The sequence below is a fragment of the Ravibacter arvi genome (genome assembly GCF_039540405.1).
Lineage (GTDB): Bacteria > Bacteroidota > Bacteroidia > Cytophagales > Spirosomataceae > Ravibacter > Ravibacter arvi.
Genome location: NZ_BAABEY010000024.1, coordinates 91,009 through 113,974 on the forward strand (window position 1 = coordinate 91,009; position 22,966 = coordinate 113,974).

General features: G+C 50.9%; 20 protein-coding genes. 12 read left to right on the forward strand and 8 right to left on the reverse strand.

Annotated elements, in window-relative coordinates:
• Positions 1 to 29: 29 nt before the first annotated feature.
• Both ABD852_RS12570 and ABD852_RS12575 read left to right on the forward strand, forming a co-directional pair.
• Positions 30 to 1,730, forward strand: coding sequence for a RagB/SusD family nutrient uptake outer membrane protein (locus ABD852_RS12570; protein ID WP_345029379.1), 1,701 nt, complete (start codon positions 30 to 32; stop codon positions 1,728 to 1,730).
• A 206-nt stretch (positions 1,731 to 1,936) separates the two neighbouring features.
• Positions 1,937 to 2,824, forward strand: coding sequence for a PIG-L deacetylase family protein (locus ABD852_RS12575; RefSeq protein WP_345029382.1), 888 nt, complete (start codon positions 1,937 to 1,939; stop codon positions 2,822 to 2,824).
• Between the two features lie 17 nt (positions 2,825 to 2,841).
• Here ABD852_RS12575 and ABD852_RS12580 read toward each other — a convergent pair whose 3' ends face one another.
• The 6 genes from ABD852_RS12580 to ABD852_RS12605 form a co-directional block, all read right to left on the reverse strand.
• Positions 2,842 to 2,994 carry a hypothetical protein gene (locus tag ABD852_RS12580; RefSeq protein ID WP_345029386.1) on the reverse strand — a complete coding sequence of 51 codons (153 nt, stop codon included), beginning with the start codon at positions 2,992 to 2,994 and terminating at the stop codon, positions 2,842 to 2,844.
• Positions 2,995 to 3,320: 326 nt separating this feature from the next.
• Positions 3,321 to 3,524, reverse strand: coding sequence for a hypothetical protein (locus ABD852_RS12585; protein ID WP_345029391.1), 204 nt, complete (start codon positions 3,522 to 3,524; stop codon positions 3,321 to 3,323).
• 118 nt (positions 3,525 to 3,642) lie between these two features.
• The gene (locus ABD852_RS12590) at positions 3,643 to 3,801 is read right to left on the reverse strand and encodes a hypothetical protein (RefSeq protein ID WP_345029394.1); all 159 of its coding nucleotides are present in this window, start codon (positions 3,799 to 3,801) and stop codon (positions 3,643 to 3,645) included.
• Between the two features lie 13 nt (positions 3,802 to 3,814).
• The gene (locus tag ABD852_RS12595; RefSeq protein WP_345029398.1) at positions 3,815 to 4,066 is read right to left on the reverse strand and encodes a hypothetical protein; all 252 of its coding nucleotides are present in this window, start codon (positions 4,064 to 4,066) and stop codon (positions 3,815 to 3,817) included.
• Positions 4,067 to 4,282: 216 nt separating this feature from the next.
• Entirely contained in the window at positions 4,283 to 7,687 is a 3,405-nt protein-coding gene (locus ABD852_RS12600; RefSeq protein WP_345029401.1) for a DUF7133 domain-containing protein, read from the reverse strand.
• A 77-nt stretch (positions 7,688 to 7,764) separates the two neighbouring features.
• Entirely contained in the window at positions 7,765 to 9,003 is a 1,239-nt protein-coding gene (locus ABD852_RS12605) for a M16 family metallopeptidase (protein WP_345029404.1), read from the reverse strand.
• A 117-nt stretch (positions 9,004 to 9,120) separates the two neighbouring features.
• On the opposite strand from ABD852_RS12605, the gene ABD852_RS12610 reads away from it, so the two are divergent.
• Positions 9,121 to 10,230 carry an ABC transporter substrate-binding protein gene (locus tag ABD852_RS12610; protein WP_345029407.1) on the forward strand — a complete coding sequence of 370 codons (1,110 nt, stop codon included), beginning with the start codon at positions 9,121 to 9,123 and terminating at the stop codon, positions 10,228 to 10,230.
• Positions 10,231 to 10,245: 15 nt separating this feature from the next.
• On the opposite strand, the gene ABD852_RS12615 is transcribed toward ABD852_RS12610, so the two are convergent.
• Entirely contained in the window at positions 10,246 to 10,848 is a 603-nt protein-coding gene (locus ABD852_RS12615; protein ID WP_345029408.1) for a hypothetical protein, read from the reverse strand.
• 133 nt (positions 10,849 to 10,981) lie between these two features.
• Here ABD852_RS12615 and sucD point away from each other — a divergent pair, with 133 nt between their 5' ends.
• The 9 genes from sucD to recA all read left to right on the forward strand — a co-directional run bounded on the left by sucD (position 10,982) and on the right by recA (position 21,270).
• Positions 10,982 to 11,863 (forward strand): succinate--CoA ligase subunit alpha, encoded by an 882-nt coding sequence (gene sucD, locus ABD852_RS12620; protein WP_345029410.1) that lies wholly within the window; start codon positions 10,982 to 10,984, stop codon positions 11,861 to 11,863.
• A gap of 140 nt (positions 11,864 to 12,003) precedes the next feature.
• Positions 12,004 to 13,182, forward strand: a complete 1,179-nt coding sequence (locus ABD852_RS12625) for a DUF4271 domain-containing protein (RefSeq protein WP_345029412.1) — start codon at positions 12,004 to 12,006, stop codon at positions 13,180 to 13,182.
• Between the two features lie 38 nt (positions 13,183 to 13,220).
• Positions 13,221 to 14,003, forward strand: a complete 783-nt coding sequence (locus tag ABD852_RS12630; RefSeq protein ID WP_345029414.1) for a uroporphyrinogen-III synthase — start codon at positions 13,221 to 13,223, stop codon at positions 14,001 to 14,003.
• Positions 14,004 to 14,095: 92 nt separating this feature from the next.
• A complete protein-coding gene (locus ABD852_RS12635; protein ID WP_345029416.1) occupies positions 14,096 to 15,073 on the forward strand; it encodes a PorP/SprF family type IX secretion system membrane protein in 978 nt (325 codons plus the stop codon).
• 235 nt (positions 15,074 to 15,308) lie between these two features.
• Positions 15,309 to 16,376 carry a T9SS ring complex lipoprotein PorK/GldK gene (porK, locus tag ABD852_RS12640; protein ID WP_345029418.1) on the forward strand — a complete coding sequence of 356 codons (1,068 nt, stop codon included), beginning with the start codon at positions 15,309 to 15,311 and terminating at the stop codon, positions 16,374 to 16,376.
• 99 nt (positions 16,377 to 16,475) lie between these two features.
• On the forward strand, positions 16,476 to 17,294 hold the full coding sequence (gene porL, locus ABD852_RS12645; RefSeq protein ID WP_345029419.1) for a type IX secretion system motor protein PorL/GldL: 819 nt from the start codon (positions 16,476 to 16,478) through the stop codon (positions 17,292 to 17,294).
• A gap of 66 nt (positions 17,295 to 17,360) precedes the next feature.
• The gene (gene porM, locus ABD852_RS12650) at positions 17,361 to 18,950 is read left to right on the forward strand and encodes a type IX secretion system motor protein PorM/GldM (protein WP_345029421.1); all 1,590 of its coding nucleotides are present in this window, start codon (positions 17,361 to 17,363) and stop codon (positions 18,948 to 18,950) included.
• 56 nt (positions 18,951 to 19,006) lie between these two features.
• A complete protein-coding gene (porN, locus tag ABD852_RS12655; RefSeq protein ID WP_345029424.1) occupies positions 19,007 to 20,041 on the forward strand; it encodes a type IX secretion system ring subunit PorN/GldN in 1,035 nt (344 codons plus the stop codon).
• 164 nt (positions 20,042 to 20,205) lie between these two features.
• Positions 20,206 to 21,270 carry a recombinase RecA gene (gene recA, locus ABD852_RS12660; protein WP_345029426.1) on the forward strand — a complete coding sequence of 355 codons (1,065 nt, stop codon included), beginning with the start codon at positions 20,206 to 20,208 and terminating at the stop codon, positions 21,268 to 21,270.
• 161 nt (positions 21,271 to 21,431) lie between these two features.
• On the opposite strand, the gene ABD852_RS12665 is transcribed toward recA, so the two are convergent.
• Entirely contained in the window at positions 21,432 to 22,961 is a 1,530-nt protein-coding gene (locus ABD852_RS12665) for a sigma 54-interacting transcriptional regulator (RefSeq protein WP_345029427.1), read from the reverse strand.
• Positions 22,962 to 22,966: the final 5 nt, after the last annotated feature.

The window sequence follows — 22,966 nt, forward strand, 5'->3', positions numbered from 1 at the left end:
ACGATTCATAGCTCCAACCTTTTTACAAAATGAAAAAGATATTAATCGCGTTATTGACAGTTGCAGCAAGCGGCTGTTACGACCTGGATACGAAACCTTACGACAAGGTAAGTACCGCCATCTTCTGGAAAACAGAAGCGCAGGCTTTGCAGGGCGTGCTGGGCGTCTACAATGACATGAAGGAGCACCATCTTTTCGGGCTCTACAACATGTTCGACAATGCTACCGACATTGCAATCGGGTATGATGTGCAGGGTTTGGGTGATATTATTACCGGGACTTTTACCAACCGGACGGATGTGATTGTGCAGCGGTGGAAGCGCGGTTTTGACGGTATCCAGCGCGCCAATACGGTGATCAGGAACGTGACACCGATGGAAATCCCGGATGCCACCAAATCGGTAATTATCGGCGAAGCCCGTTTCCTGAGGGCGTTTTTCTACTTTCACCTGCTGAATCTGTATGGCGGGGTGCCTATTTACGATGAGTCGGTGGACCTGGACAGGCAATTCAATGAATTGCTGCTTCCCAGAAATTCGGAGAAAGAAGTACGCGACTTTATTTTAGCTGACCTGGCCGATGCAATTGCCAAGCTTCCTGCGTCTTACCCGGCTGCCCAATACGGACGTGCTACCAAAAGTGCAGCGCTGGCGCTGCGCGGGAAGGTTTATCTATACAACAAAGAGTGGGCCAATGCCGTGACGGATTTCGAGGACGTTATCAGCAACAAGTCGGGCAGCTTTGGCCACCAGTTGTACCCCAGCTATGCTGATTTGTTCAAAAAGGCGGGGCACGCCAGCAGCGAAATGATTTTTGCGATCCAGAACAAAGGTGGTGTCGGGTTCCCGCTTGGGATGCCTTTTGCCTTCTACCTGGGTACCCGGTCTACTTTCGGAAGCTGCTGGAACAACGGTATGCCCAGCACTGCCCTCGCCGATATGTACGAGAACCGCGACGGGACAAGGTTCAACTGGGACGATCATTTCCCTGGATTTAACGCCAGCAATGCCGTGAAGGAGAAGGCATTTATAGCGACGCAAACGGCTGGAACGCTCACTTCTATTCCCGATACAGCCAAATTGGGCGCAATTTACCGGAACCGCGATCCACGTCTGACGCAAAGCCTGGTGGTGCCTTATTCCTGGCAACTGGGCTGGAATGCCAACCAACCCCGTAACATGCAGCTGGTACTGGCAACCGGCACGAATGAGAATTTCGGTCAGATCCGCAACAACCGCGGGTGGTATAGCTACGTCTGGCGGAAGTTTGTACCGGAAGGTAACCTTAACGGTGACATCACAGATAGGGCACACACGCCCATCAACTTCCCGATGATCCGGTTAGCAGACGTTATGCTGATGCTGGCCGAAGCCTACAACGAAACCAACCAGGAGACCAAGGCAATTGCTTTGATCAACCAGGTAAGGAGCCGTTCTTCCATGCCGGGTATCAATAGCGGCGCACCGGCGTTGGCCGCAGCCGGTAAGGAGCAGGTGATGCAGCGCATCATACACGAACGCGCTGTGGAGCTCGCCGGCGAAGGTCACCGCTATTTTGATCTGAAACGCTGGGGGTTGCTGAAAGCCTATACAGGAGGGGTAATTGAGAAAGGAATTACCGGTTCGGTCCTGTTTACCAGGGGATTCCAGGACCGCCATGTGATCTGGCCGATCCCGGGACAGGAGATTGAGATTAACGCGTCGCTCAAGCAAAATCCGGGCTGGGAGTAACCGGTATTAACAGAAAAGAACAGGCGGCAGCCGTGGTTGTTAAGAACAGCCCGGCTGCCGCTTTTTTTCCGGCTATCCAATGGCCTTCTGATCGCGGTAACCAGTAAAAAAACGGATTGACGTGGTTTTGATGATGAAGCGGTTGCTTCCGGGTTTTTCCGCTGACGCATGAAAATAATAGGATCGTTTTTTTGACAAAAAAGTCTATGAAGAAAATTCTTGTTTGTTGTCTGCTCGCGCTGGCAGGCGTACCAGCGCTGGCACAGGGCAGTGCGTCTTCTCAGAAATTGAGAGTTATTGTAATGGGCGCTCACCCTGACGATTGTGAGCTCGGAGCTGGTGGCCTGGCTGCGCTGTACGTAGCGCAGGGGCATGAAGTAAAATTCGTTTCACTGACGAACGGCGATAAGGGCCACCAGGAAATGGGGGGTGGAGCATTGGCCCGGAGACGAAACCTGGAAGCAACCGAGGCTGGAAAACGGTTGGGCGTAAGCTATGAAATACTGGATAACCATGACGGAGAGCTTTTCCCTGCTCTTGAAAACCGACTGGAGGTAATCAGGATGATCCGGGAATGGAATGCTGATGTTGTGATCTCGCACCGGCCTAACGATTACCATCCGGATCATCGCAATGCCGCATTGCTGGTGCAGGACGCCGCCTATATGGTGATTGTGCCCAATATGCTGAGCAGCGTACCGCCGCTTAAAAAGAACCCCGTTTTTCTTTATATGCGCGACCGGTTTCAGCGTCCTAACCCGCACCGGCCGGATATTGCCGTGGATATAACCGGCGTTTTTTCAAAGAAACTGGACGCCGCCGATGCCCATGTTTCTCAATTTTATGAGTGGCTTCCCTGGACGGCCGGGAAGCTGGCCACCGTGCCGGCAGAAGTGAGCAAAAGAAAAGCCTGGCTCGAAAACTGGCTGACTCCCCGTTATTCGGTCAATGATGAAATCCGGAGGTCGTTAGAGAAGTGGTATGGCAGTTCCCGGGTAGCCGGCGTCAAAGTAGCCGAGACGTTCGAGGTGACCGAGTATGGCAGCCAGCCCGATGAAGCAGAAATTAGAAGATTGTTCCCGATGATGAAATAGTCTTGGTTCGTAAGGTTTTAGGTGAGACAGCAACCGCCCGGCTGGTCATTCTGACCGGCCAGACGGGTCATTCCGAGCGGAGCCGAGGAATCTCCCTTTCCCCGCACCCAATCCTTTTCAGAGGACTTTTTTTTAGCAACGGGAGATCCTTCAGTTCCACTGCGTTCCATTCAGGATGACCATCCGGCAGATGCGCTACCATTGACAACAACAAGTTTGGCCCCGCTCCAACCAACCGGAGGGTCATCCCGACCGCAGTGGAGGGATCTCCCTCTCCCTGCACCCAATCCCTTTCAGAGGACTTTTTATAGCAACAGGAGATCCTTCAGTTCCACTGCGTTCCATTCAGGATGACCATCCGGCAGATGCGCTGCCATTGACAACAACAAGTTTGGCGCCGCTCCAACCGGAGGGTCATCCCGACCGCAGCGGAGGGATCTCCCGGTCCCCGCACCAAATCCCTTTCAGAGGACTTTTTATAGCAACAGGAGATCCATCAGCTCCACTGCGTTCCATTCAGGATGACCATCCGGCAGATGCGCTGCCATTGACAACAACAGGTTTGGCGCCGCTCCAACCGGAGGGTCATCCCGACCGCAGCGGAGGGATCTCCCGCTCCCTGAACCCAATCCCTTTCAGAGAACTTTTTTTTACCAACAGGAGATCCTTCATTCCACTGCGTTCCATTCAGGATGACCATCCGGCAGATGCGCTACCATTGACAAGAACAGGTTTGGCGCCACACCAACCGGAGGGTCATCCCGACCGTAGCGGAGGGATCTCCCGGTCCCTGCACCAAATCCATTTCAACGGGCTTTTTAGTACCAACAGGAGATCCTTCGACTCCGCTGCGCTCCGCTCAGGATGACCCTCCGGCAGATGCGCTGCCATTGACAACAACAGGTTTGGCGCCGCTCCAACCGGAGGGTCATCCCGACCGCAGTGGAGGGATCTCCCGGTCCCTGCACCAAATCCATTTCAACGGGCTTTTTAGTACCAACAGGAGATCCTTCGACTCCGCTGCGCTCCGCTCAGGATGACCGTCCGGCAGATGCGCTGCCATTGACAACAACAGGTTTGGCGCCGCTCCGACCGGAGGGTCATCCCGACCGCAGTGGAGGGATCTCCCGCTCCCTGTACCCAATCCCTTTCAGAGGGCTTTTTTCCTGCAACAGGAGATCCTTCGACTCCGCTGCGCTCCGCTTCAGGATGACCGTCCGGGTGGTAGCCTCCGGCTACCATTGACTTCTATTGACAACATCTATTTGTCATCTCCGCTACAAGGTGTTTTGGCAAAAAACTTCTTTCTCAGGATGACCGTCCGGACGGTAGCCGGAGGCTGACGCCCGGACGGCCCCCTGCGGCTACCCTCCGGCACGCATCGCCTAACACGGGTATAAAAACCGGCTTCCAATTATTGGTACCGGGGAGACTTCTCCGCTCCGGTCGGAATAACCATCACTTCTTTTTAAGCGTTGTCAAAAACTCCACTACGTCGCGGATTTCGTGACGCGACATGATTTTTGACATATCAGGCATACTGGAAGGAACATTGTCCCTTTTGGTAATACGACCTACAGGTATATGCAATGGTTCTGCTTCTGCCGTTTTCAGCGTCAGCTCCTCTTTGTCCTCTGCAATGAGAATTCCGGCCGCGGTGGTGCCGTCCGATAGCGTCAGCATTACCATGCCGTACCCGGGCGACAACCTTGCACTCGGCGTTACAAGTGCCTGCACCAGCTGTTCCCGTGTGAGCACGTCGCCAATTCCCGATAAGTCCGGGCCAACCTCTCCGCCTTGTCCGCCGACAACGTGACAGCGAATACATTCTCCGGCGCTGTTGTTGAAAAAATACTGCCTGCCCCTGTTGGCATTTCCACCAAACTGTAGGTCTGCGTAGTTGTCCGCGCCGGCGTAGCCTGCATAGCGGTTGGCAAGTGCCTGGGAGCCGGATGATTTTATGGCTTCCCCAAGCTCCAGCGAGATGCCCTGGTTGAGCTTTTTTTCCTGCAGGCTATCCAGCAGCTTCCCCAGGATCTTCTCGGTTTTCGTTAACGGAAACTGCCTGAGCAGTGTAAGCAGCTGTTGCTGTTCTACCAGGCTGCCCCGGGCGAAAACGGCGGTGGTAATGTCGGAAAGTGCTTCGGTTGAAAGCTCGGACCCTTCCAGTACGCCCAGGGCAGCTGCCCGGACTTCAGCGTTCTCGTCCCGCATGCTTTTTTGAATCAGCGGCTCCAATCCGTTATATTGAAGAGCCTTCAGCGCCTGAAGTGCCGCAATCCGTACAGCCGGAGCGGGGTGGCTGCCGGATAATGAAGCCAGTTTTGAGTCAGCCTCCTGGTACTTGTATTCTGTAGAGATCCGCATGGCTGCGATCAGGACGTCAGGATCCGGATCTTCCAGGAAACCATTCAGATGAGGCCTTAACGCCTGCAGAACCGGCGCCGGATCGCGGGTTATCTTACCCCGGTAGCGTCCGTCTACGCGGTCGGTTTCTGAAGGATTGGCCCATGTTGCAAGTGTGGCAAGCGCTTCAGCCCGTAATTTAGGAGCAACGTCGTCTCGTTGTGCAAAACGGATGACGAGGTTGATGCTTTTAATATCGCCTGTGCGCAAAGCGGCATTGATCGAGCGGCGGAGGAGCGGTTCCGAAGTGAAACGAGCCTCTGACAAAAGACCTGCCAGTTGCGGAAGCGCTGCAGGAATAGAGTGATCGTCATTAATGGCCCGTGCGGCTTCCGTGACAATAAATTCATCGCGATCATTTAAGAACCGCGTGATCTGGTCACTCTTTAAGCGTCGTAACGCCAGCACAGCGGCCAATCGGAGCGACGGGTTGCTGTGGTTGGACAAAGCAGCGAGGCCGGCTACATTGCCAAGTCGTGACAGAGCCAGTACCGCCGCGTGTCTCAGGTAGCGGTCAGCATCCTGGTTGGCCGCCAGCAGGTCGAGCAGCGGCCCGAAACCGTCCTGGTAGCCGGTCCGTCCTATTGCCTGGACGCCGTAGAACCTGCTTCTCGGATGGTCACTTTTTAGCAGCGCTACCAATAGTGATCCGGCATTGGGTATTTTTTCGTCACCAATTACTTTTGCGGCCTGCGCCCGGATCTCATCGTCTGCATCGTTTAACAAAGGCAGGAGGGACTTGCCGATCGAAGGATCTTTGCGGGCAAGCTGACCAATTCCCCAGATTCCGTGGATTCTTGCGAGCTGATTGCCCTTTTGCTGAACCGCTTTCAATAATTCTGCCTCTCCGGCAGATCCGCGTTTCACCAGTTCGAACTGGGCTTTCTGGCGGATCCGCATATCTCCGTAAAACAGCAGCTGGTAAAGCGCGCCGGGCGTCTGGCTGCCGTAGCTGAGCTGCATCAGTCTTTGGGTTTCCTTACGGACTTCAGCCAGGTCATTTTCCGCATCCGTGACGTCAATTTTCCAGATACGCCCATAGTTTTTTGTGCCCCAGCCATTAAGCCAGTCGGCCGCATACAGTGCGCCGTCGGGCCCGAACCGGATACCGGTCGGAAGAATACCGTTGACCACATTCTGGTCCCCATCCAATTTGAAAGAAGCGCCGCTGGGCTTCAGCCCGAAAGCCCAGATAGGAGAACGGGCAGGATTTCCGACGAATTCAACGACGAAAAACTTATTTTGCCACTTTTTGCCCAAAGCGGTGCCCGGATTGTATTGCATGCCGGTGGGGCCATTATGGAAATTGACGATCGGCGGGAGAATGTAGGCCGCCTGGCCTTCCCAGTAAGGTACCGACAGTTTTTCATCCATCCAGACTTTGTAGGAGTTGTTTCTTGGATCGGTGTATTTGCCGAATTGCCAGTTGGTCCTCCAGCCGGCATCCATCCCGTCCACCACGTGAACGAGCCGTTCGCGTTCGCCCGGATGGTCGCCGTCGTTGTCGGAGCTGATCAGGTTGCCGAATTCGTCGAAAACAAATTCATGCGTATTGCGCAGGCCGCCGGCGAAAACTTCAAACCCGGTACCGTCCGGGTTAATCCTGGAAATGGTGCCCTCATTGGAACGGTCGTGGTTGACTCCGTCCGCCGTGGTTACATTGGAGCCGATATCGCCAATGTTCCAGTAAATCTTGCCGTCAGGGCCTTCGATCGGGTTGGACATGCCATGTCCGCTGAACCCGACGTGAACACCGTATCCGTGCACGAGAGACGTTTTCTTGTCCCAGGTCCCGTCGCCATTGGTGTCTTCAAGTTTCCACAAGTCCGGCGCTACGGTTACAAAGGCATCTTTGTCCCTTACCAACACGCCGTGTCCCACATCTGTGATCTCGTCATGAAAGTCGCTGATTACGAGGGTTGATTTGTCGGCAATGCCGTCGCCGTCGGTGTCGATGACTTTCCAGACTTCTTCTTTGTGCACGGTCAAGTCGCGCCAGTCGTGGCTCCCGTCGCCGTTATGGTCTTTCAGCCAATTGTTTTCCGCGCTTTTTTCGGGAGCGAATGTCTCTTTCAGGAATTTCCGGCGGTCTTCGACGGTACGCCAGGAGATTGACCGGGTCATCCAGTTCCGGTGACCCCTGATGTCAAATTCTGCGGTTTTGGTCCGGTTGGTCCTGTTATAATAGATAGCCCCCTTTTCGTCAACATGGATGCCGACCGGATCAGCGACGAGCGAGTCGGTAGCCCAAAGCGTAATATTGAGGCCGTCAGCAACTTCAATAGCGGTCTTCTCCCTGATTTCCTTTGCCCGTTGAGCCAGTGTGGCCTTGTTTTCGTAAAGGGTGTTTACATGTTCGCTGTTTCCCGACGAAGCTGCTCTTTTACAGGATTGCACGACGCAGGCGGCTGACACGAGCGCAGCGAGGAGCGGAAGCGCATTGGATTTAGAAAGCATGTACGATGATTAACCTGGTGAAAAATTGAAATCAAAAATATTATGTTCCGTGAATTATCTACGCAAAACCCGGCTGATCAGGCCTTGGACAGGTAATGAATAGTCGAACAATTGTCTGCCCTCAGAATTTCCGTTGCTGCGTTCCGGATGCCGGTTTCGGTTACGTTCTGCATTTTTTTTACGTCGTCATTTACCCATTCCGGGTTCCCGGCAGTTGCCGCATAACCCAGGTTCATGGCCCGGTTCAGTATTTCTACTTCCGAAAACTCGAGCGTTGCTTCCGATTGGTTTTTTACACGTATTATTTCTTCGCCGGACGGCCCTTCGCTGACAAAAGCAGAGAAGAGCGCTTCGACCGCGGCATCGGCTTCTGCCAGGCTCACACCCGGGTTCAGAAAGCCTTTCAGGATGACCAGACCGGGATCAAGTGTTGAAGTGATATGGGCATTCACCCGGTTCATAAGACCGGTTTCCTTGACCAGCGTCTGGTAGAGGCGGGAAGATTTTCCTCTTCCCAGGATATCGGTCAGCAGGTCGGCTTCAAAAAATCCCTCCTGGAATCTCCCCGGCATGTGGTAAGCTTTGATCAGCGCATTGAGCGGTACATCGGCCTCTATGGTTTCAAACCTGCTGCCGGTCATTCTGGGCTCTGCGGGAAGATTCCGGTGGTTGGGTGTCCCGGCTTCAATGTCCCCGAACCATTTTTCGGCTAGCTCCATTACCTGGCCGGCCTGAACATCCCCGGCAACCACCAGAGTGGCATTTGCAGGGCAATAATACCGGTCGTAAAATGCCTGCACATCGGCGAGCGACGCTTCCTCGATATGTGCAATATCACGCCCGATGGTTGCCCAGCGGTAAGGGTGGTTCCGGTAGGCGAGGGGCAGCGTTTTCAGCCAGATGTCGCCATAAGGCTGGTTGATATAGCGTTGTTTGTATTCTTCAATCACCACCTTACGCTGGGTCTCCAGCGTTTTTGAATTGATGTCAAGTCCAAACATCCGGTCGGATTCCAGCCAGAACGCGGTTTCCAGGTTGGACGACGGCAGTGTGATATAATAATTGGTGATGTCCGACGACGTAAAGGCGTTGCATTCTCCCCCTACTTCCTGTACCGGTCCGTCGAAAGAAGGAATATTGACGGACCCGCCGAACATGAGGTGTTCAAACAGGTGTGCAAATCCAGTAAGGTCCTCATTCTCATCTTTTGAACCAACGTTGTAAGTGAGATTGACAACGGCCATCGGGGTAGCGTGATCTTCGTGTACATACACCTGAAGCCCGTTTTTCAATCTGAATCCCGAGTACTTAATCATAAAAGCGTAATATGAATATTTTAATTTCTTTGAAAGGTATTTGAAACGGTAACGTTATTAATCTTGTTATTATCAGTCTGAACGGCTTCTGCCGGATCTGATACCGGATAGAATTATATGAATAAAAAAATTATCGTACTACTGTTGCTTGTGCTCCCGCTTACCCGGTTGAAGGCTCAGTTTCTTCAGGATGAGGTGGGTATGGCCCTCGTCAAAACAGGCATCGATCATATTTACAACTTTGATTTCGCTGAGGCAGACCGGGTTGCCGCCGAAGTTAACAAAAGGTATCCCGGGCACCCGGTTACCTATTTGCTGAAGGCTTTTTCCATGAACTGGCGATATCTGCCTATCGACAGCAATAAGGAAAAAATGGCTGAGTACCAGCGGCTCTTGCAAAAGTGCCTGGAAGCAACGCGCCAAAGATACGGAAATGAAAGCGATAATCCGGAAGCCGTTTTTTTTACCATGGCGAGTCATGGCTACATTGCGCTTACCTACAATTACCGGGGAGAATTTCTGAAAGCGGTAGGAGAAGCCAGGAAAGCTTACAAAGCCCTGGTCGACGGTATGGGATTCGTGGAACAGAATCCCGATTTCTACTTCACCTCGGGACTTTACAACTACTACGTAAATGTGTATCCCCAGGAGTACCCGATCGTAAAGCCGCTGATGATTTTTTTTAAAAGCGGGAACAAGGCGAAGGGATTACAGCAGCTGCGGGCGGGTGCCGAAAAAGGGCTTATTACCATGGCGGAAACCTGTTACTACCTGTCGCACATTTATATGGCTTATGAAGACAAAATGGCGGAAAGCCTCGTATACACGGGCAAGCTTCGGCGCAACTATCCCGAAAACCCGGTGTACAGGATGCGCTACATTGAAAACCTGCTGCACCTGGGGCGTAATACGGAAGCCGAGAATGAAAACAAGGTCTTTGCAAAATATGACCGTGGCCTTTACAGGAAGGCCTGGCACTTGTTCAACGGCCTGATCCTGGAACGAAAGAAAGACGATACCGCCGCAAAGGCCGCTTTTGAAAAAGCTTTGGCCGTTCCGCTCGAACTTCAATATGTGAAAGAGTACCATGCGATGAGCTATGCCGGGTTGGCGCGTATCGCCCATCGGGCCGGTGATAAAAAGAAGGCGAAGGCGCTTTATAAAAAATGCCTGGAATACGCCGAGTACAAACGTGTCATAGCGGAGGCAAAGAATTATAAGGAATAATAATCTCAGGGGGCATCAGGCGCGGTTGCCGAAAAGCGGGAGGTTCCTGCTGGAAATAGCAGTGGCCATGAAGAAAAGTGACAACGCCTTGAGGTAATTCTGTGTGTCAAAGGGACCGAAAGCTGACGAAAGAACCTGGGGTTTCAGGGCGAAAGCCAGCGTCATCAGCGCCAATACCATCCACAGGCCGTTTTTTTGCCTTCTGATCAGCGCAAAGGTGGCGATCATCATCGCGATGAGGATACAAAACGAGCGTATGATGGATTGAAACGGCTGCCATTTCGGATCCCACGTTGCCCAGATCAGGCACATGGAAAAAAGGAAGGAAACGGCTATTGTTACCGGCCCGATTTCAGAAAGCATGGTCAGCCCCCAGAATAGCACTACGATAAAAACGTATACCACCGTATTTTCCAGCGAGTACGCAAATAAGCGGAAATGCCCGACGGTATCGCTTTGGTTTTCAGGAAACAGGTAAATAAGCGGCGGGAGCAGAAACATCAGGCCGATGAACAGGAATAGCACGCTCTGGCCGTTAAGGCGTGTCGAAAGCAGGTGGTAGGAGAAATATAAAAAGGCCGCGGCAAGAACGATAACAGAAACAAGGTGAAGCGTCATAAGCGTCGGAATGGATAGGCCAAAAGCCTCGCTGGCGTTTAAAAATAAGGTTTGGGCAAGTTACAAATTCAAGATTTAATATTGCTACTTATGGCATTTACTTATACTTTTGCCAAAAAACAGATTTCTTCTCATGAGTGTTTTGGTCAATAAGAATTCTAAAGTAATAGTACAGGGTTTTACCGGTTCGGAAGGTACTTTCCACGCGAGCCAAATGATCGAATATGGCACCCAGCTGGTAGGCGGGGTTACCCCCGGTAAAGGTGGTCAAAGCCATTTGGATCGACCTGTTTTCAATACCGTAGATCAGGCTGTGAAAAGCACGGGAGCCGATGTGTCCATCATCTTTGTGCCGCCTGCGTTTGCTGCCGATGCCATTATGGAGGCTGCAGATGCCGGTATTCAGGTGATTGTCTGTATCACGGAGGGTATTCCGGTGAAGGACATGACCATTGCGAAGCAATATATCAAAGGTAAGAACACCCGGTTGATCGGACCGAACTGCCCGGGTATTATTACTGCAGAAGAATGTAAGGTCGGTATCATGCCGGGCTTTATTTTCAAAAAGGGTACCATCGGCCTGGTTTCCAAATCGGGTACGCTTACTTACGAAGCGGTAGATCAGCTTACCAAAGCCGGGCTGGGTCAGACTACGGCGATAGGAATCGGTGGTGACCCGATTATCGGTACAACGACCAAGGAAGCTGTGCAGCTGCTGGTGGAGGATCCCGAAACCGAGGCGATTGTAATGATCGGTGAAATCGGGGGCGGTATGGAAGCGGAAGCAGCGCGTTATATCAAGGAATCGGGTACTACCAAGCCTGTAGTAGGGTTCATCGCGGGAGCTACTGCGCCTAAAGGAAGAAGAATGGGACATGCCGGCGCTATTATCGGCGGTGCGGATGACACTGCTGAGGCGAAAATCCGGATCCTGAAGGAAAACGGCATTTACGTAGCTGAATCGCCTGCTCTTATTGGCGAAACCATGGTGCGTGCCTTGAAAGAAAGAAGGTAATTTTTGTTTGAATATTGAGTAATCGCCTTGGCAGACCGGGAAACAAACCCGTCGCCAGGGCGATTTATATGTTTTGCCGCCCAGACAGCGGGAGAGCTCCCTTGCTTGACGTTCGATCTTATTTATTAGATACTTTACCCATGGTTGGTAGAAGGGTGCTGCTCGCCTGCCTTTTTTTCTGGGGCCTGGTTTTCGGGCAAAACCCGGTACTTGCGCAGGGGAGTGCCGTACCTGATGGGTATCAGCTGGTACGGAATTGCCAGGATGAGTGGCTGGTTTTTAATGCGGAGTACAAAAATTATGTGCCCTACATTAAATCAATTCATGAAACCGAGCCATCGGTCAGTCTCCTTGTCGATCTTGTTCAGGACCGGCATTTTACTTTTCTTCTCAAATCCAGGAAAGAGGCATTCCTTTTTGTCAACGGTGCGTTGCAACGGCAGGTTCAGCCGGAACAATGGCAGGCTTTGTCATGCGACAGCCTCTACCGGAAATATCGTACGCCGCGGGTGTTGCTTACTGTTTTCGGGCTTCGCGGGATCGAGGGACTTTCGGCCGTCATGGCCTTTCCAGGTAACGCGGTTGCGGCTGACAGCGTGCAGACCATGAAGACTTCTCTCGTCAGCCTGAAACCCAGGAGCGCCAACGTATTCAGGGACTTTTCAATTATCGCGTGGCTGTTGATTCTGCTGACCGCCGCAGTGGTGTTTCTGAGCGTACCTACGCTGGCTTACAGCCTGATGAGCCCGCTCGTTTTTCTAAGCCGGGATTTTCGCGCGGAGCTCTATAATCACCACAGGGCTTATTCTCCCGTTATCGTGGTGTCAGTGGTGATTTTGTCCATGATTACAGCTTTTCTTTTGTGGCTTGCCGAGTACCATGTGCGCCCGTTGCTGCCGGCCTTCCTGGGGGGCGCGGACCGCGATTCTGTGGGCGCGGTTGTATTCGGTTTTCTAAAGACGGCGCTGCTATGCTTTGTGTTGTATTATTTTAAGTACTTCGTAATTTCAGTCACGCTGAGGATCCTCAACATGACCGAAGTAGCTCACATCCATTTTATCAAGGCACTTCAGTCGTCGCTGGTCTTTTACGGGCTGTTGTCGCTCGGACTTCTGGGGGCTGTTCTTCATGCGCCGGCCTCTCTTGAAGGTGCGGCGGTAAACCTGCTTTGGGCAGTTTCGGTTTTTTACGGCATCCGATTGCTCTTGTTGTACATTCTCCTCAATCAGCCGGGGCGTATCATAAATCTGTATTTAATTTCGTACCTTTGCGTCGTGGAATTAATTCCGCTGATTATTGGTATTAAATACATTGTGTAGTTTTCAGGTATTATTCCGACCGGCAAAAGTTGAGTTAAATGAGTGAAATCTTAAACATTAAACCAGATAGACTCGCGAAGGTATCAAGCATTCTGGTTAGTCAATCGAGGCCTGCAGATGATAACTCGCCTTATTTTGAACTCGCCCAGAAGTACAACATTAAACTTGATTTTCGGCCTTTTATACAGGTAGAAGGTCTGTCTTACAAAGAATTCAGGAAACAGCGCGTCAATATACTTGACCACACCGCTATCATCTTTACCAGCCGCCATGCGATCGATCACTTCTTCCGGATTTGTGCGGAAGCAAAAATAGAAATGCCGGCGAGCATGAAATACTTCTGCATTTCCGAGCTTACGGCCAACTACCTGCAGAAGTACATTGTTATCCGCAAGCGTAAAATCTTCAACGGAACAAAAACGGCCGCCGAGCTGATAGAGCTTATCCGCAAGCACAAGGGCGAAAAATTCCTCTACCCCTGTTCCGATGTCAGAAGAAGCGATATCCCGGAATTTGCAGATACCGAGGACCTTCATTTTACCGAAGCTACCATGTATCAGACGGTGTCTACGGATTTGTCGGATCTTAAGGACGTCTATTATGATGTAATTGCGTTTTTCAGCCCCTCCGGTATTAAATCGCTGCTGGAGAACTTCCCTGATTTCGAGCAGAATAAGACCAGGATGGCTGCGTTCGGCCCGACGACTGCCAAGGCCGTTCTGGATGCAGGCTTTATTCTGGATATACAGGCTCCGCTTCCCAACGCCCCTTCTATGACGGGTGCACTGGAGCTTTATATACAGGAAGCCAACAAATCCTGAGGTTTTTGCGTATCATGTAAATGATAAATTCAATATTTTGCGTTAGGTAATTATATTGAACTCAACTCGAAAGGCAAAACTGCGTCTGTGCTATGAAAGTACTCTATGGCTGCTTCCGGAACTCTGCGAAATGGATCATGTCCGGCTTTGTACTGCTGACTGCCCTTACGGCAGAAGCACAGAAAGAGGCCCAGTTCAGCCAGTTTACTTTTCATCAGCTTTATTTCAATCCGGCCACAGCCGGGAAGGATAACCTTACCCGCGTCGGCGTCACCTACCGGTCGCAGTATGCCGGGTACCGGCCGACCTATTTTGATAAAGGCGGCGGACCTGCCTCGCAGATCATAACAGCGAGCCTGCCCCTGGGAAAATTTGGGGTGGGTGTGTACGTTTTGAACGATAAAATTGGGGCATTGAGTCAACAGGATCTACAAATTTCCGTTGCGTATAAATTGACGTTGTCCAATGGAAATTTATCAATCGGCGCTCGCGGCGGATTGTATCGCCAGACGATGGATTATGGCCAGTTGCGCACGGAAATGCCCGATGATCCCCTGATACTGACCGGTAAAGTGTCTGAAATGCAGCCCGATTTTTCTGTCGGGGCGCATTACGAAAGCGACGTGTTTTACCTGGGAGCCTCGGCAGCGCATTTGACAAAGCCCGGCTTCAAGCTTGGAAGCGAGACCGCTACCAACCCGCTATCTTCTGTGTATTATCTCAATGCCGGCGCCTATTTGTCGGCGGGGTATATGCTGGAGGTTCAACCGGTTGTGCTGGCTAAAATGGTCCCCGGAGCTTTTTCCGCAGAAGGCGGGGCGCTGGTAACCTATGACCAGCGCTTTTTTGGCGGACTGACTTACCGCTACCAGGACGCGATTGCCATTGTACATGCCGGCGCTTACCTGTTTTCTGACCAGGCGTTCAGGCTGTCGGGCGCTTACGACGTAGTGGCAAGAGGAAACAAAGCCAAGACGCCTACTTCCTTTGAAGTGATGTTGTCCTATGCGTTCGGAAGACAAGGCGGTGGCCAGAAAAGTATCATCCGTACACCCAGGTTCAGGTTTTAATGGCGCCGGGCATTAATTTTTATAGGTAAAAGGAAAAGTCAGGGAATATTCTTCGCGGTTCTTTTATCTTTGCGCGATTTACATGTAGTTTGCACACTTTACAATACACATTTGAGGGAAGTCGGATGAATGTAAATGCCGAGAAGAAAAGTTGTAACAACTGTGACGAGTATACATACTAAATAATTAGACAACTCGTTTTTAGTACTGTTTATATACAATAGCGATTTATAAAATGAAGCTAAACGTGTTTATTCGGAGAGGAGTTCATGTTGGTTGGGTGATAGCGGGGGTAATGATGATTCAGAGTTGCGGTTTCATCAAAAACAAATTTGGCGGCGGTAAGGATGACGATACGGGCGTAACCAATGGTGAAGTAACTGCTACCTACAGGAAAGGGTTCAAGCAATCTACTCCGGCAGGTATGGTTCCGATCCCGTCCGGATCATTCATAATGGGTCAGACCGATGAAGATATTGCGGCTACGATGTCCAACTTCAACAAGCGTGTGACCATCATGGCTTTCTACATGGATGACACTGAAATCACCAACCATGAGTACCGCCAGTTTGTGGATGCGTTGCTGACGGATTCAGTTTCGGTACTGGGAGAAGATGTGATCATGAAGGAGTATTACCCGGATACAACCGTTTGGAAAAAGGACTTTACCTATACGAATGGTGACCCGATGGTTGAGTACTATTTTAATCATCCGGCATTCGATACTTATCCCGTTGTCGGGGTAAGCTGGATTGCCGCGAAATATTTCAGTAAATGGCGTTCAAATCTTTACAATGATTACAGAGGCAAGGAAGGCCTCATGAATTCCCCGGAATTTAAATTGCCAACCGAAGCCGAATGGGAATGGGCTGCACGCGGTGGTCGTGCCGGCGCCAAATATCCCTGGGGTAACCCTTACGCGGTAAACGCCAAAGGTTGCTACCTGGCCAACTTCAAACCGCAGCGCGGTAACTATGACGCTGATGGTTACCCTTACACGGCACCCGCCAATGCCTACAACCCGAACGACTACGGACTGTATAACATGGCAGGAAACGTTGCCGAATGGACTTTGGATGCCTACGCCGACAACGCTTTTGCTGTGACGTGGGATATGGCCCCCAACCATGAAGATGCCAATGAACCTCGTAAGGTGATCAAAGGCGGTTCGTGGAAAGACATTGCCTACTTCCTTCAAAGCGGCACCCGGAGCTTTGAGTATGAAACGGAAAGAAGGGCCTACATAGGCTTCCGGAATGTGATGCTGAATATCGAGGGACATAAGGGTGCAAGTCGCAGATAGTATTTAAGGGTATTGCCATAAGGAAGCAGCCGAAGGGTTGCTTCCTATAAATTTGTACAGTAACTAACTCCTTTTTTTCACAGTTTAACATTCAATTTTATGGCTCAAAGTAGCGGCTCAAGTTTCTTTTTTGATAGAGTATTGCCTGTTGCCTATAGTGTGGGTGCTGCCGTCGTAATCGTTGGAGCGCTTTTCAAAATCCAGCACTGGGAAGGGGGGAGTACAATGTTGACAATTGGATTGGGTACTGAGGCAGTAATTTTCCTTTTTTATGCTTTGGCCGAAGCCGTTCAGAAGAAATCAAAAGACCCGGATTGGGAAAGGGTATATCCTGAACTGGCCGATGACTATACAGGACCGAAAGTGAGCAGAGCGGCTGTCAGCAATGCCGGGGCCGGTCTTACTGCGGGCCTTGACAACGCGCTGGCCAACGCTAAAGTTACTCCTGATGTGTTCGAAAACCTCGGCAAAGGATTTAAAAGCCTTACCGAAACAGTTAGCAATATCAATACGCTTACAGATGCAACGGTTGCTACCAAGCAATATACCGATAACGTGAAGTCGGCCTCCAGCGCACTGGGCAACCTGAATGAATCTTATGGCGGCGCCATCAACGCCCTGTCTTCACTTACCGACGCTTCCAAGGACGCGCAGGAATACCGCGACCGCTTTAAAACGGTTACCAAAAACCTGGATGCCCTGAATGCAGTATACGAGCTGGAGTTACAGGATACCCAGAAGCACCTGAAGGCGCTGAACTCTTTCTATGCCAACCTGGCAACCGCTATCGAAAATACGGCCGACGCTTCGAAGGAATCGCAGGTTTTCAAGAACGAGCTGAACAGGCTTACCACCAACATTGCTTCTCTGAATACTGTGTATGGCAATATGCTTACAGCCATGCGTGGTAACGCTTAATCGTACGTGTTTAGGGACCACAAAACAGTTTAAAAAATTCCTCACAGAAAATAATCACTGAACCGTATGGCAGGTGGAAAAGAGACCCCACGTCAGAAGATGATTGGGATGATGTATCTGGTACTAACGGCAATGCTGGCATTGCAGGTTAGTTCAGCCATTATCGAAAAATTTATTCTCCTCAATAGTTCTCTGGAAGTTTCGACGGCGGCGGTTAACCAGATCAATTCGGAGACCCAGCAAAAAATTAAATCAGCGGTAGAAAAGTCGGGAAACAGGAGTGCCGATCTCGCCATTCTGAAGCAGGCAGACGAAGTGCGGAAGCTTACCGCCGGTATTATTTCAGAGTTGGATGGTCTGAAGAAAGAAGTAGTTGATTTTGCGGGCGGCGGTCTGAACGAAGAAGGAGGAATCAAAAATCCGCAGGAAGAAACTAAAGTAGGCGAGTTGATGATCGGTGGCGGAAAAAAGGGAAAAGCCTATGAATTGAAGGACAAGTTGAACGCTTTTATTGCGTCGATCGAAAAATATTCGGATCACAAGTATACGCCGTTGGCACTCGACGGCGAACAGGACCCGATTGCGAAGGACAGCAAGGACCAGCGCAGAAAGGATTTTGCAAACCTCAATTTCGGCGAAACACCAGTAGCTGCTGCGTTGGCCGTATTGAGCCAGAAACAATCGGATGTACGCCGTATTGAAAGCGAGGTTTTGAATTACCTGGCAAGTAAAGTAGGCGCTGCCGACATCAAGTTCGACCGCGTTCTGGCAATGATGAGCGCAGAATCCAAGGTGGTTGTTGCAGGAACCAAGTTTAAAGGACAGATGTTTATCGCGGCTTCAGCCTCGGGACTTTCTCCCCGCATGAGCCTGAATGGTTCAGCCCTTCAGGTGACGAACGGTGTGGGCCAGATTGAATTCGTTGCGCAGGGCGGCGATTACAATGCCGAAGGTTTGTCGAAGCGTGCCCTGGTGGGTAATATCACCATCCCTACGCCTTCCGGCAGGGATACTACCTATCGCCTGGAGGAGGAATTCTTCGTGGCACGACCTACCTACCAGATCGAGACCGGTACTATGCCGCCGCTTTATTTTGGCTGTGCCAACAAGCTGAGCATCCAGAGCCCTTCACTCGGTGCGCTTTGGTCGCCAAAGTTCTCAGCAGATGGTGCTGAAGTAATTGACAATGGAAAGGGAAAAGTAACGATTGTGCCGAACAAGGCGCAAGTGTCGCTTTCAATCAGTAACCAGGGGAACTTGCTGGGTCGTGAACCATTCAAAGTAAACCGGGTACCGAAACCGACTATAGAACTACGGGTAGGAGGCCGTGCGCCTAACCTGCAGGCCGGAGAGCCCGCCGCATCGGTACGTACCGTCCAGGTGGTGGCAATTCCCGATGAAGGCTTTAAAAATTATTCTCCCGATGACGCAAACTTCCGCGTTTCCCAGGTCGAAGTTTCACTGGCCAGGGGACAGAGAAGAATTGCCGGTCCTGTGGTATTGCAAGGCGGCGGTTCTATCAATAACCTTGCCTCCCAGGCGCAGGCTGGTGACCGTTACGTAATTGAGGTGAAAGGAGTTCAACGCCGGAATTTTAAGGGTGAGGTTTCCAATGTAGAAATGGGGACACCAATTTTGCAGATTCCTTTAAAATGATTTTGGAGTTGTTTCGTTATTAAGGAGGTTAAGAAAATATTAGAAGCGTTGAAACAATGAAAAAGCAAATAGCACTTGGTTTTCTGGCAGTCGTCTCAGCGGGTTCCGGAGCTAGTTATGCTCAGGAGAAAGCTGATTCTGTTCAGAATTCCTTTTCTACGAGGCCGATTCCTGATAGCGATATCCTGATGAAGCGGACGCTTTGGAGAAGGGTGGATTTGAAGGAAAAGCAGAATCTGCCGATGTTCTCTCTCAATAATGAGATTACCCGTTATTTGTTGGACGCAGCCAAAGCGGGGTTATTGGAGGCTTACGCCAACGATTCTTGCAAGACGTTGCTTAACGCAGACGCGCTTCGTAAAAATTTGTTGGTTCCTAACCAAGGCGGCGGATTGTCTGCGGAAGAGATAGCGGCCGGTTTCGGTCAGACGGAACAGGGTGGAGCTGCGAATACCGAGCAAAAGGCAGCCGGGGTACAGGCACAGGACGATGGCTGGGGAACCGCTGCGGCCAAGCCTAAGGAAGAAGAGGACGACGGCTGGGGAACTCCAAAAAAGAAAAATGCCAAGGCGAAAACAGAAGCGGCTGCACCTGAACCTCAGGTAGCGGCAGCCGACACAGCTAAAAAGGCGGCCGATGGCTGGAACCAGGAGGCGACTGCTGCTAACCTGGAAGAGGAATTTTTCCCGAACCAGTTGAGTTTGCTTGAAATCAAAGAAGACTGGATTTTTGATAAAAAGCGTTCAAGATTGTATTTTGAAATGCAAACCATCACCATTGTGCTTCCTGCCGATCAGACGGAACTAGGGCTGGAAAAGCCTGTGGCGTCTTTTAAGTACAAGGACGTGGAGCGGCTGTTCAGAAGTGATCCCAAGCGTTATATCTGGTTCAACGACCACAATACTGCTCAGCATAAGAACCTGGCCGATGCGTTCGATAACCGGATGTTCTGGGGCCGGATCACCAAGTATTCCAATGCCGAGGACAAGGCTTTCCTGGATATCTACAAAGGAGAGAAAGAAGGCCTTATCAAGTCGCTTCAGTTCGAACAGGAACTGATGGAAAAGGAGCACGGTTTGTGGGAGTACTAAGAGATTTGCAATAGAAGAAGGCCGGTCTGTATTTGATGCAGCCCGGTTTTTTTTTTACATTGATTTTTTCAATCATTTTTTCGAAGAAATATAATATAACTATATTACTATATCAAAATAAAAGACTATTTTTACAACCAGATCTAAAATTTCAAGTTTCGATAATGGCACAAGCATCCGATAGAGAAAATAAGTTAAAGGCCCTGCAGATCACCCTTGAAAAGCTCGATAAGACCTTTGGAAAAGGGTCGGTAATGCGGCTTAGCGATAGTAAGGTGTTAGATATCCCCGTTATTTCCACAGGCTCGCTGGGGCTGGATCTGGCGCTGGGTATAGGCGGGGTTCCCCGTGGTCGTGTAGTAGAGGTATATGGCCCGGAATCGTCAGGTAAGACTACACTTGCCATGCATTGTATAGCGGAAGCGCAGAAGAACGGCGGTTTGGCTGCTATTGTGGATGCCGAGCACGCTTTTGACCGGACATACGCGGAGAAGCTTGGAATTGATACGCAGAACCTGTTGATTTCTCAGCCTGACAGCGGGGAACAGGCGCTGGAGATTGCCGAGCACCTGATCAGCAGCGGGGCTATTGACATTATCGTGATTGACTCGGTGGCTGCCCTGGTTCCCCGTGCTGAATTGGAGGGAGAGATGGGAGACAGTAAAGTAGGGCTTCAGGCCAGGCTGATGTCTCAGGCGTTGCGTAAGCTGACCGGGGTTATCAATAAAACCGGCTGCTGCTGTATTTTTATCAACCAGCTCCGTGAGAAGATCGGGGTGATGTTCGGTAACCCTGAAACTACTACCGGTGGAAATGCATTGAAGTATTATGCTTCCGTGCGCCTGGATATCCGCCGAGTAGGCCAGATCAAAGAGGGGGCTGACAATGTGCTGGGTAACAGAACCCGCGTGAAAGTCGTTAAAAATAAGCTTGCGCCGCCCTTCAAGGTGATTGAATTTGATATCATGTATGGCGAAGGTATTTCCAAGGTGGGAGAGGTGTTGGATCTGGCTGTTGAACTGGATCTTGTGAAGAAGTCCGGGTCGTGGTTCAGCTATGAGGGAAATCGCCTGGGACAGGGCCGTGATTCTGTCAAGGAATTGCTGAAAGACAACCCTGAATTGGCCGACAAACTGGAGGCTCAGATCAGGGGAAAGGTAAACCTGGATGCGGATGCGTTGGTAGATACCAGCGAACCGAATGTAAGTGATGAAGGGAGCCCGGACTGACCTGCAAGCCTGGTTTGAATATAAAAAGCGACGATCCGGTAACAGGATCGTCGCTTTTTACATGAGGCCTATTTCTCAACACGGTAAGTTCTTTGTTCCATGCCTTAAAACCTGCAGGCGGCGCGGTAAGCATTTATTTTTTCGCGAATGCCTGTTAGCCGTTAGAATTTATCCTGATCATCAGGAAAGTCTTCGTCATCAAATTCGTCGGAATTGGGCAGCATTGATTCCAGCAGGTCTTTGAAATCGGTACCGTTATCCATTACATGACGGCCAATTTTGGAAAATTCCGCCAGGCCATGCAGAACAAATTCCATCATCAGGAGCTGTTCGTCTGCGCTGTAGCCGGTAAGCTGTTTTTCTACATAGTTGTCCAGTCCGTCTATGGTTCTGAGACGCGCGCGGTAGGCGGCATTGGTCAGGTGGTCCTCTATCGCAATCTGATTGCCGTTGCTAAACCATTCAATGACTCTTTGCAGGTGGGGATCCAGCTCTTTCCGTGCTTTTCCGGGATCGGGGAAGTAATTGAGAAATTGTGTTCGGATGGCTTTCCCGATCAGGTTTTGTGCAACAATTACCGGTCCTTCTACTTCACCTTCATAAACAAGCTCCACTTTCCCGCAGATAGACGGTACCACATGGTAGAGGTCAGAAATCCTGGCAACACTTGACGCCTCATTATTTTGTATGCAGCGGCGCTCTACGGCGCTCAATAGTGTCTCGTAGGCAGAGATAGTCAAGCGGGCCGATACACCGCTTTTCTTGTCCACGTAGTCGCTGTTGCGGGCTTCAAAAGCTACTTGTTCAATAAGATCTTTTAGTAACTCGGGCACCCTGACCAAATCGGATTGCCCGCTTTTGATTTTGGCTTCCTGACCCGTTATTTTCCTGGCCATGTCAATCGACAGTGGATAATGGGTCACAATCTGGCTGTCGATGCGGTCCTTAAGCGGGGTTACGATGCTGCCCCGGTTGGTATAATCCTCCGGGTTTGCAGTAAATACGAATTGTATGTCCAGCGGTAGCCGGAATTTGAAACCCCGGATCTGGACATCTCCTTCCTGGAGGATATTGAAAAGCGCCACCTGGATTCTGGCTTGCAGGTCCGGCAACTCATTAATGACGAAAATGCCCCGGTTGGCGCGCGGAATCAAACCGAGATGGATGACGCGTTCATCAGAATAAGGTAGCTTGAGGGTCGCGGCCTTAATAGGGTCTACGTCCCCAATCAGGTCTGCGACAGAAACGTCGGGTGTGGCGAGTTTTTCGGTGTACCGCTCATCGCGGTGCAGCCAGGCGATCGGGGTTTCATCGCCCTCTTCTTCCAATATTCTGGCGGCCGTTTTGGTAAGCGGCCGGAGGGGATCTTCATTCAGCTCGCTGCCAGCCAGCACCGGAATGTAGGTATCAAGCAGCGATACCATCGAGCGCGCCATCCTGGTTTTTGCCTGCCCGCGCAATCCCAGGAAATTGATATTGTGCATGGACAGGATTGCTCTTTCCACATCCGGGACTACTGTTTTCTCGTAACCCCAGATACCCGCGAAGACCGGTTCTCCCGTGCGGATCCTGGACAGGAGATTCCGGCGAAGCTCTTCTTTCACCGTAAAAGACCGGTACCCTGCAGCTTTTAGTTCGCCCAGGGTACCTATCTTAAGCTTTTCTTCGTTTTTCAGATTTTCGTAGGCCATAATTC

What these genes read in the sequence shown, in the direction of transcription:
- ABD852_RS12570 (WP_345029379.1), top strand. Translation starts at nt 30, where the DNA reads ATGAAAAAGATATTAATCGCGTTATTGACAGTTGCAGCAAGCGGCTGT.
- ABD852_RS12575 (WP_345029382.1), top strand. Translation starts at nt 1,937, where the DNA reads ATGAAGAAAATTCTTGTTTGTTGTCTGCTCGCGCTGGCAGGCGTACCA.
- ABD852_RS12580 (WP_345029386.1), bottom strand. Translation starts at nt 2,994, where the DNA reads ATGGAACGCAGTGGAACTGAAGGATCTCCCGTTGCTAAAAAAAAGTCC.
- ABD852_RS12585 (WP_345029391.1), bottom strand. Translation starts at nt 3,524, where the DNA reads ATGGTCATCCTGAATGGAACGCAGTGGAATGAAGGATCTCCTGTTGGT.
- ABD852_RS12590 (WP_345029394.1), bottom strand. Translation starts at nt 3,801, where the DNA reads ATGGATTTGGTGCAGGGACCGGGAGATCCCTCCACTGCGGTCGGGATG.
- ABD852_RS12595 (WP_345029398.1), bottom strand. Translation starts at nt 4,066, where the DNA reads ATGGTAGCCGGAGGCTACCACCCGGACGGTCATCCTGAAGCGGAGCGC.
- ABD852_RS12600 (WP_345029401.1), bottom strand. Translation starts at nt 7,687, where the DNA reads ATGCTTTCTAAATCCAATGCGCTTCCGCTCCTCGCTGCGCTCGTGTCA.
- ABD852_RS12605 (WP_345029404.1), bottom strand. Translation starts at nt 9,003, where the DNA reads ATGATTAAGTACTCGGGATTCAGATTGAAAAACGGGCTTCAGGTGTAT.
- ABD852_RS12610 (WP_345029407.1), top strand. Translation starts at nt 9,121, where the DNA reads ATGAATAAAAAAATTATCGTACTACTGTTGCTTGTGCTCCCGCTTACC.
- ABD852_RS12615 (WP_345029408.1), bottom strand. Translation starts at nt 10,848, where the DNA reads ATGACGCTTCACCTTGTTTCTGTTATCGTTCTTGCCGCGGCCTTTTTA.
- sucD (WP_345029410.1), top strand. Translation starts at nt 10,982, where the DNA reads ATGAGTGTTTTGGTCAATAAGAATTCTAAAGTAATAGTACAGGGTTTT.
- ABD852_RS12625 (WP_345029412.1), top strand. Translation starts at nt 12,004, where the DNA reads ATGGTTGGTAGAAGGGTGCTGCTCGCCTGCCTTTTTTTCTGGGGCCTG.
- ABD852_RS12630 (WP_345029414.1), top strand. Translation starts at nt 13,221, where the DNA reads ATGAGTGAAATCTTAAACATTAAACCAGATAGACTCGCGAAGGTATCA.
- ABD852_RS12635 (WP_345029416.1), top strand. Translation starts at nt 14,096, where the DNA reads ATGAAAGTACTCTATGGCTGCTTCCGGAACTCTGCGAAATGGATCATG.
- porK (WP_345029418.1), top strand. Translation starts at nt 15,309, where the DNA reads ATGAAGCTAAACGTGTTTATTCGGAGAGGAGTTCATGTTGGTTGGGTG.
- porL (WP_345029419.1), top strand. Translation starts at nt 16,476, where the DNA reads ATGGCTCAAAGTAGCGGCTCAAGTTTCTTTTTTGATAGAGTATTGCCT.
- porM (WP_345029421.1), top strand. Translation starts at nt 17,361, where the DNA reads ATGGCAGGTGGAAAAGAGACCCCACGTCAGAAGATGATTGGGATGATG.
- porN (WP_345029424.1), top strand. Translation starts at nt 19,007, where the DNA reads ATGAAAAAGCAAATAGCACTTGGTTTTCTGGCAGTCGTCTCAGCGGGT.
- recA (WP_345029426.1), top strand. Translation starts at nt 20,206, where the DNA reads ATGGCACAAGCATCCGATAGAGAAAATAAGTTAAAGGCCCTGCAGATC.
- ABD852_RS12665 (WP_345029427.1), bottom strand. Translation starts at nt 22,961, where the DNA reads ATGGCCTACGAAAATCTGAAAAACGAAGAAAAGCTTAAGATAGGTACC.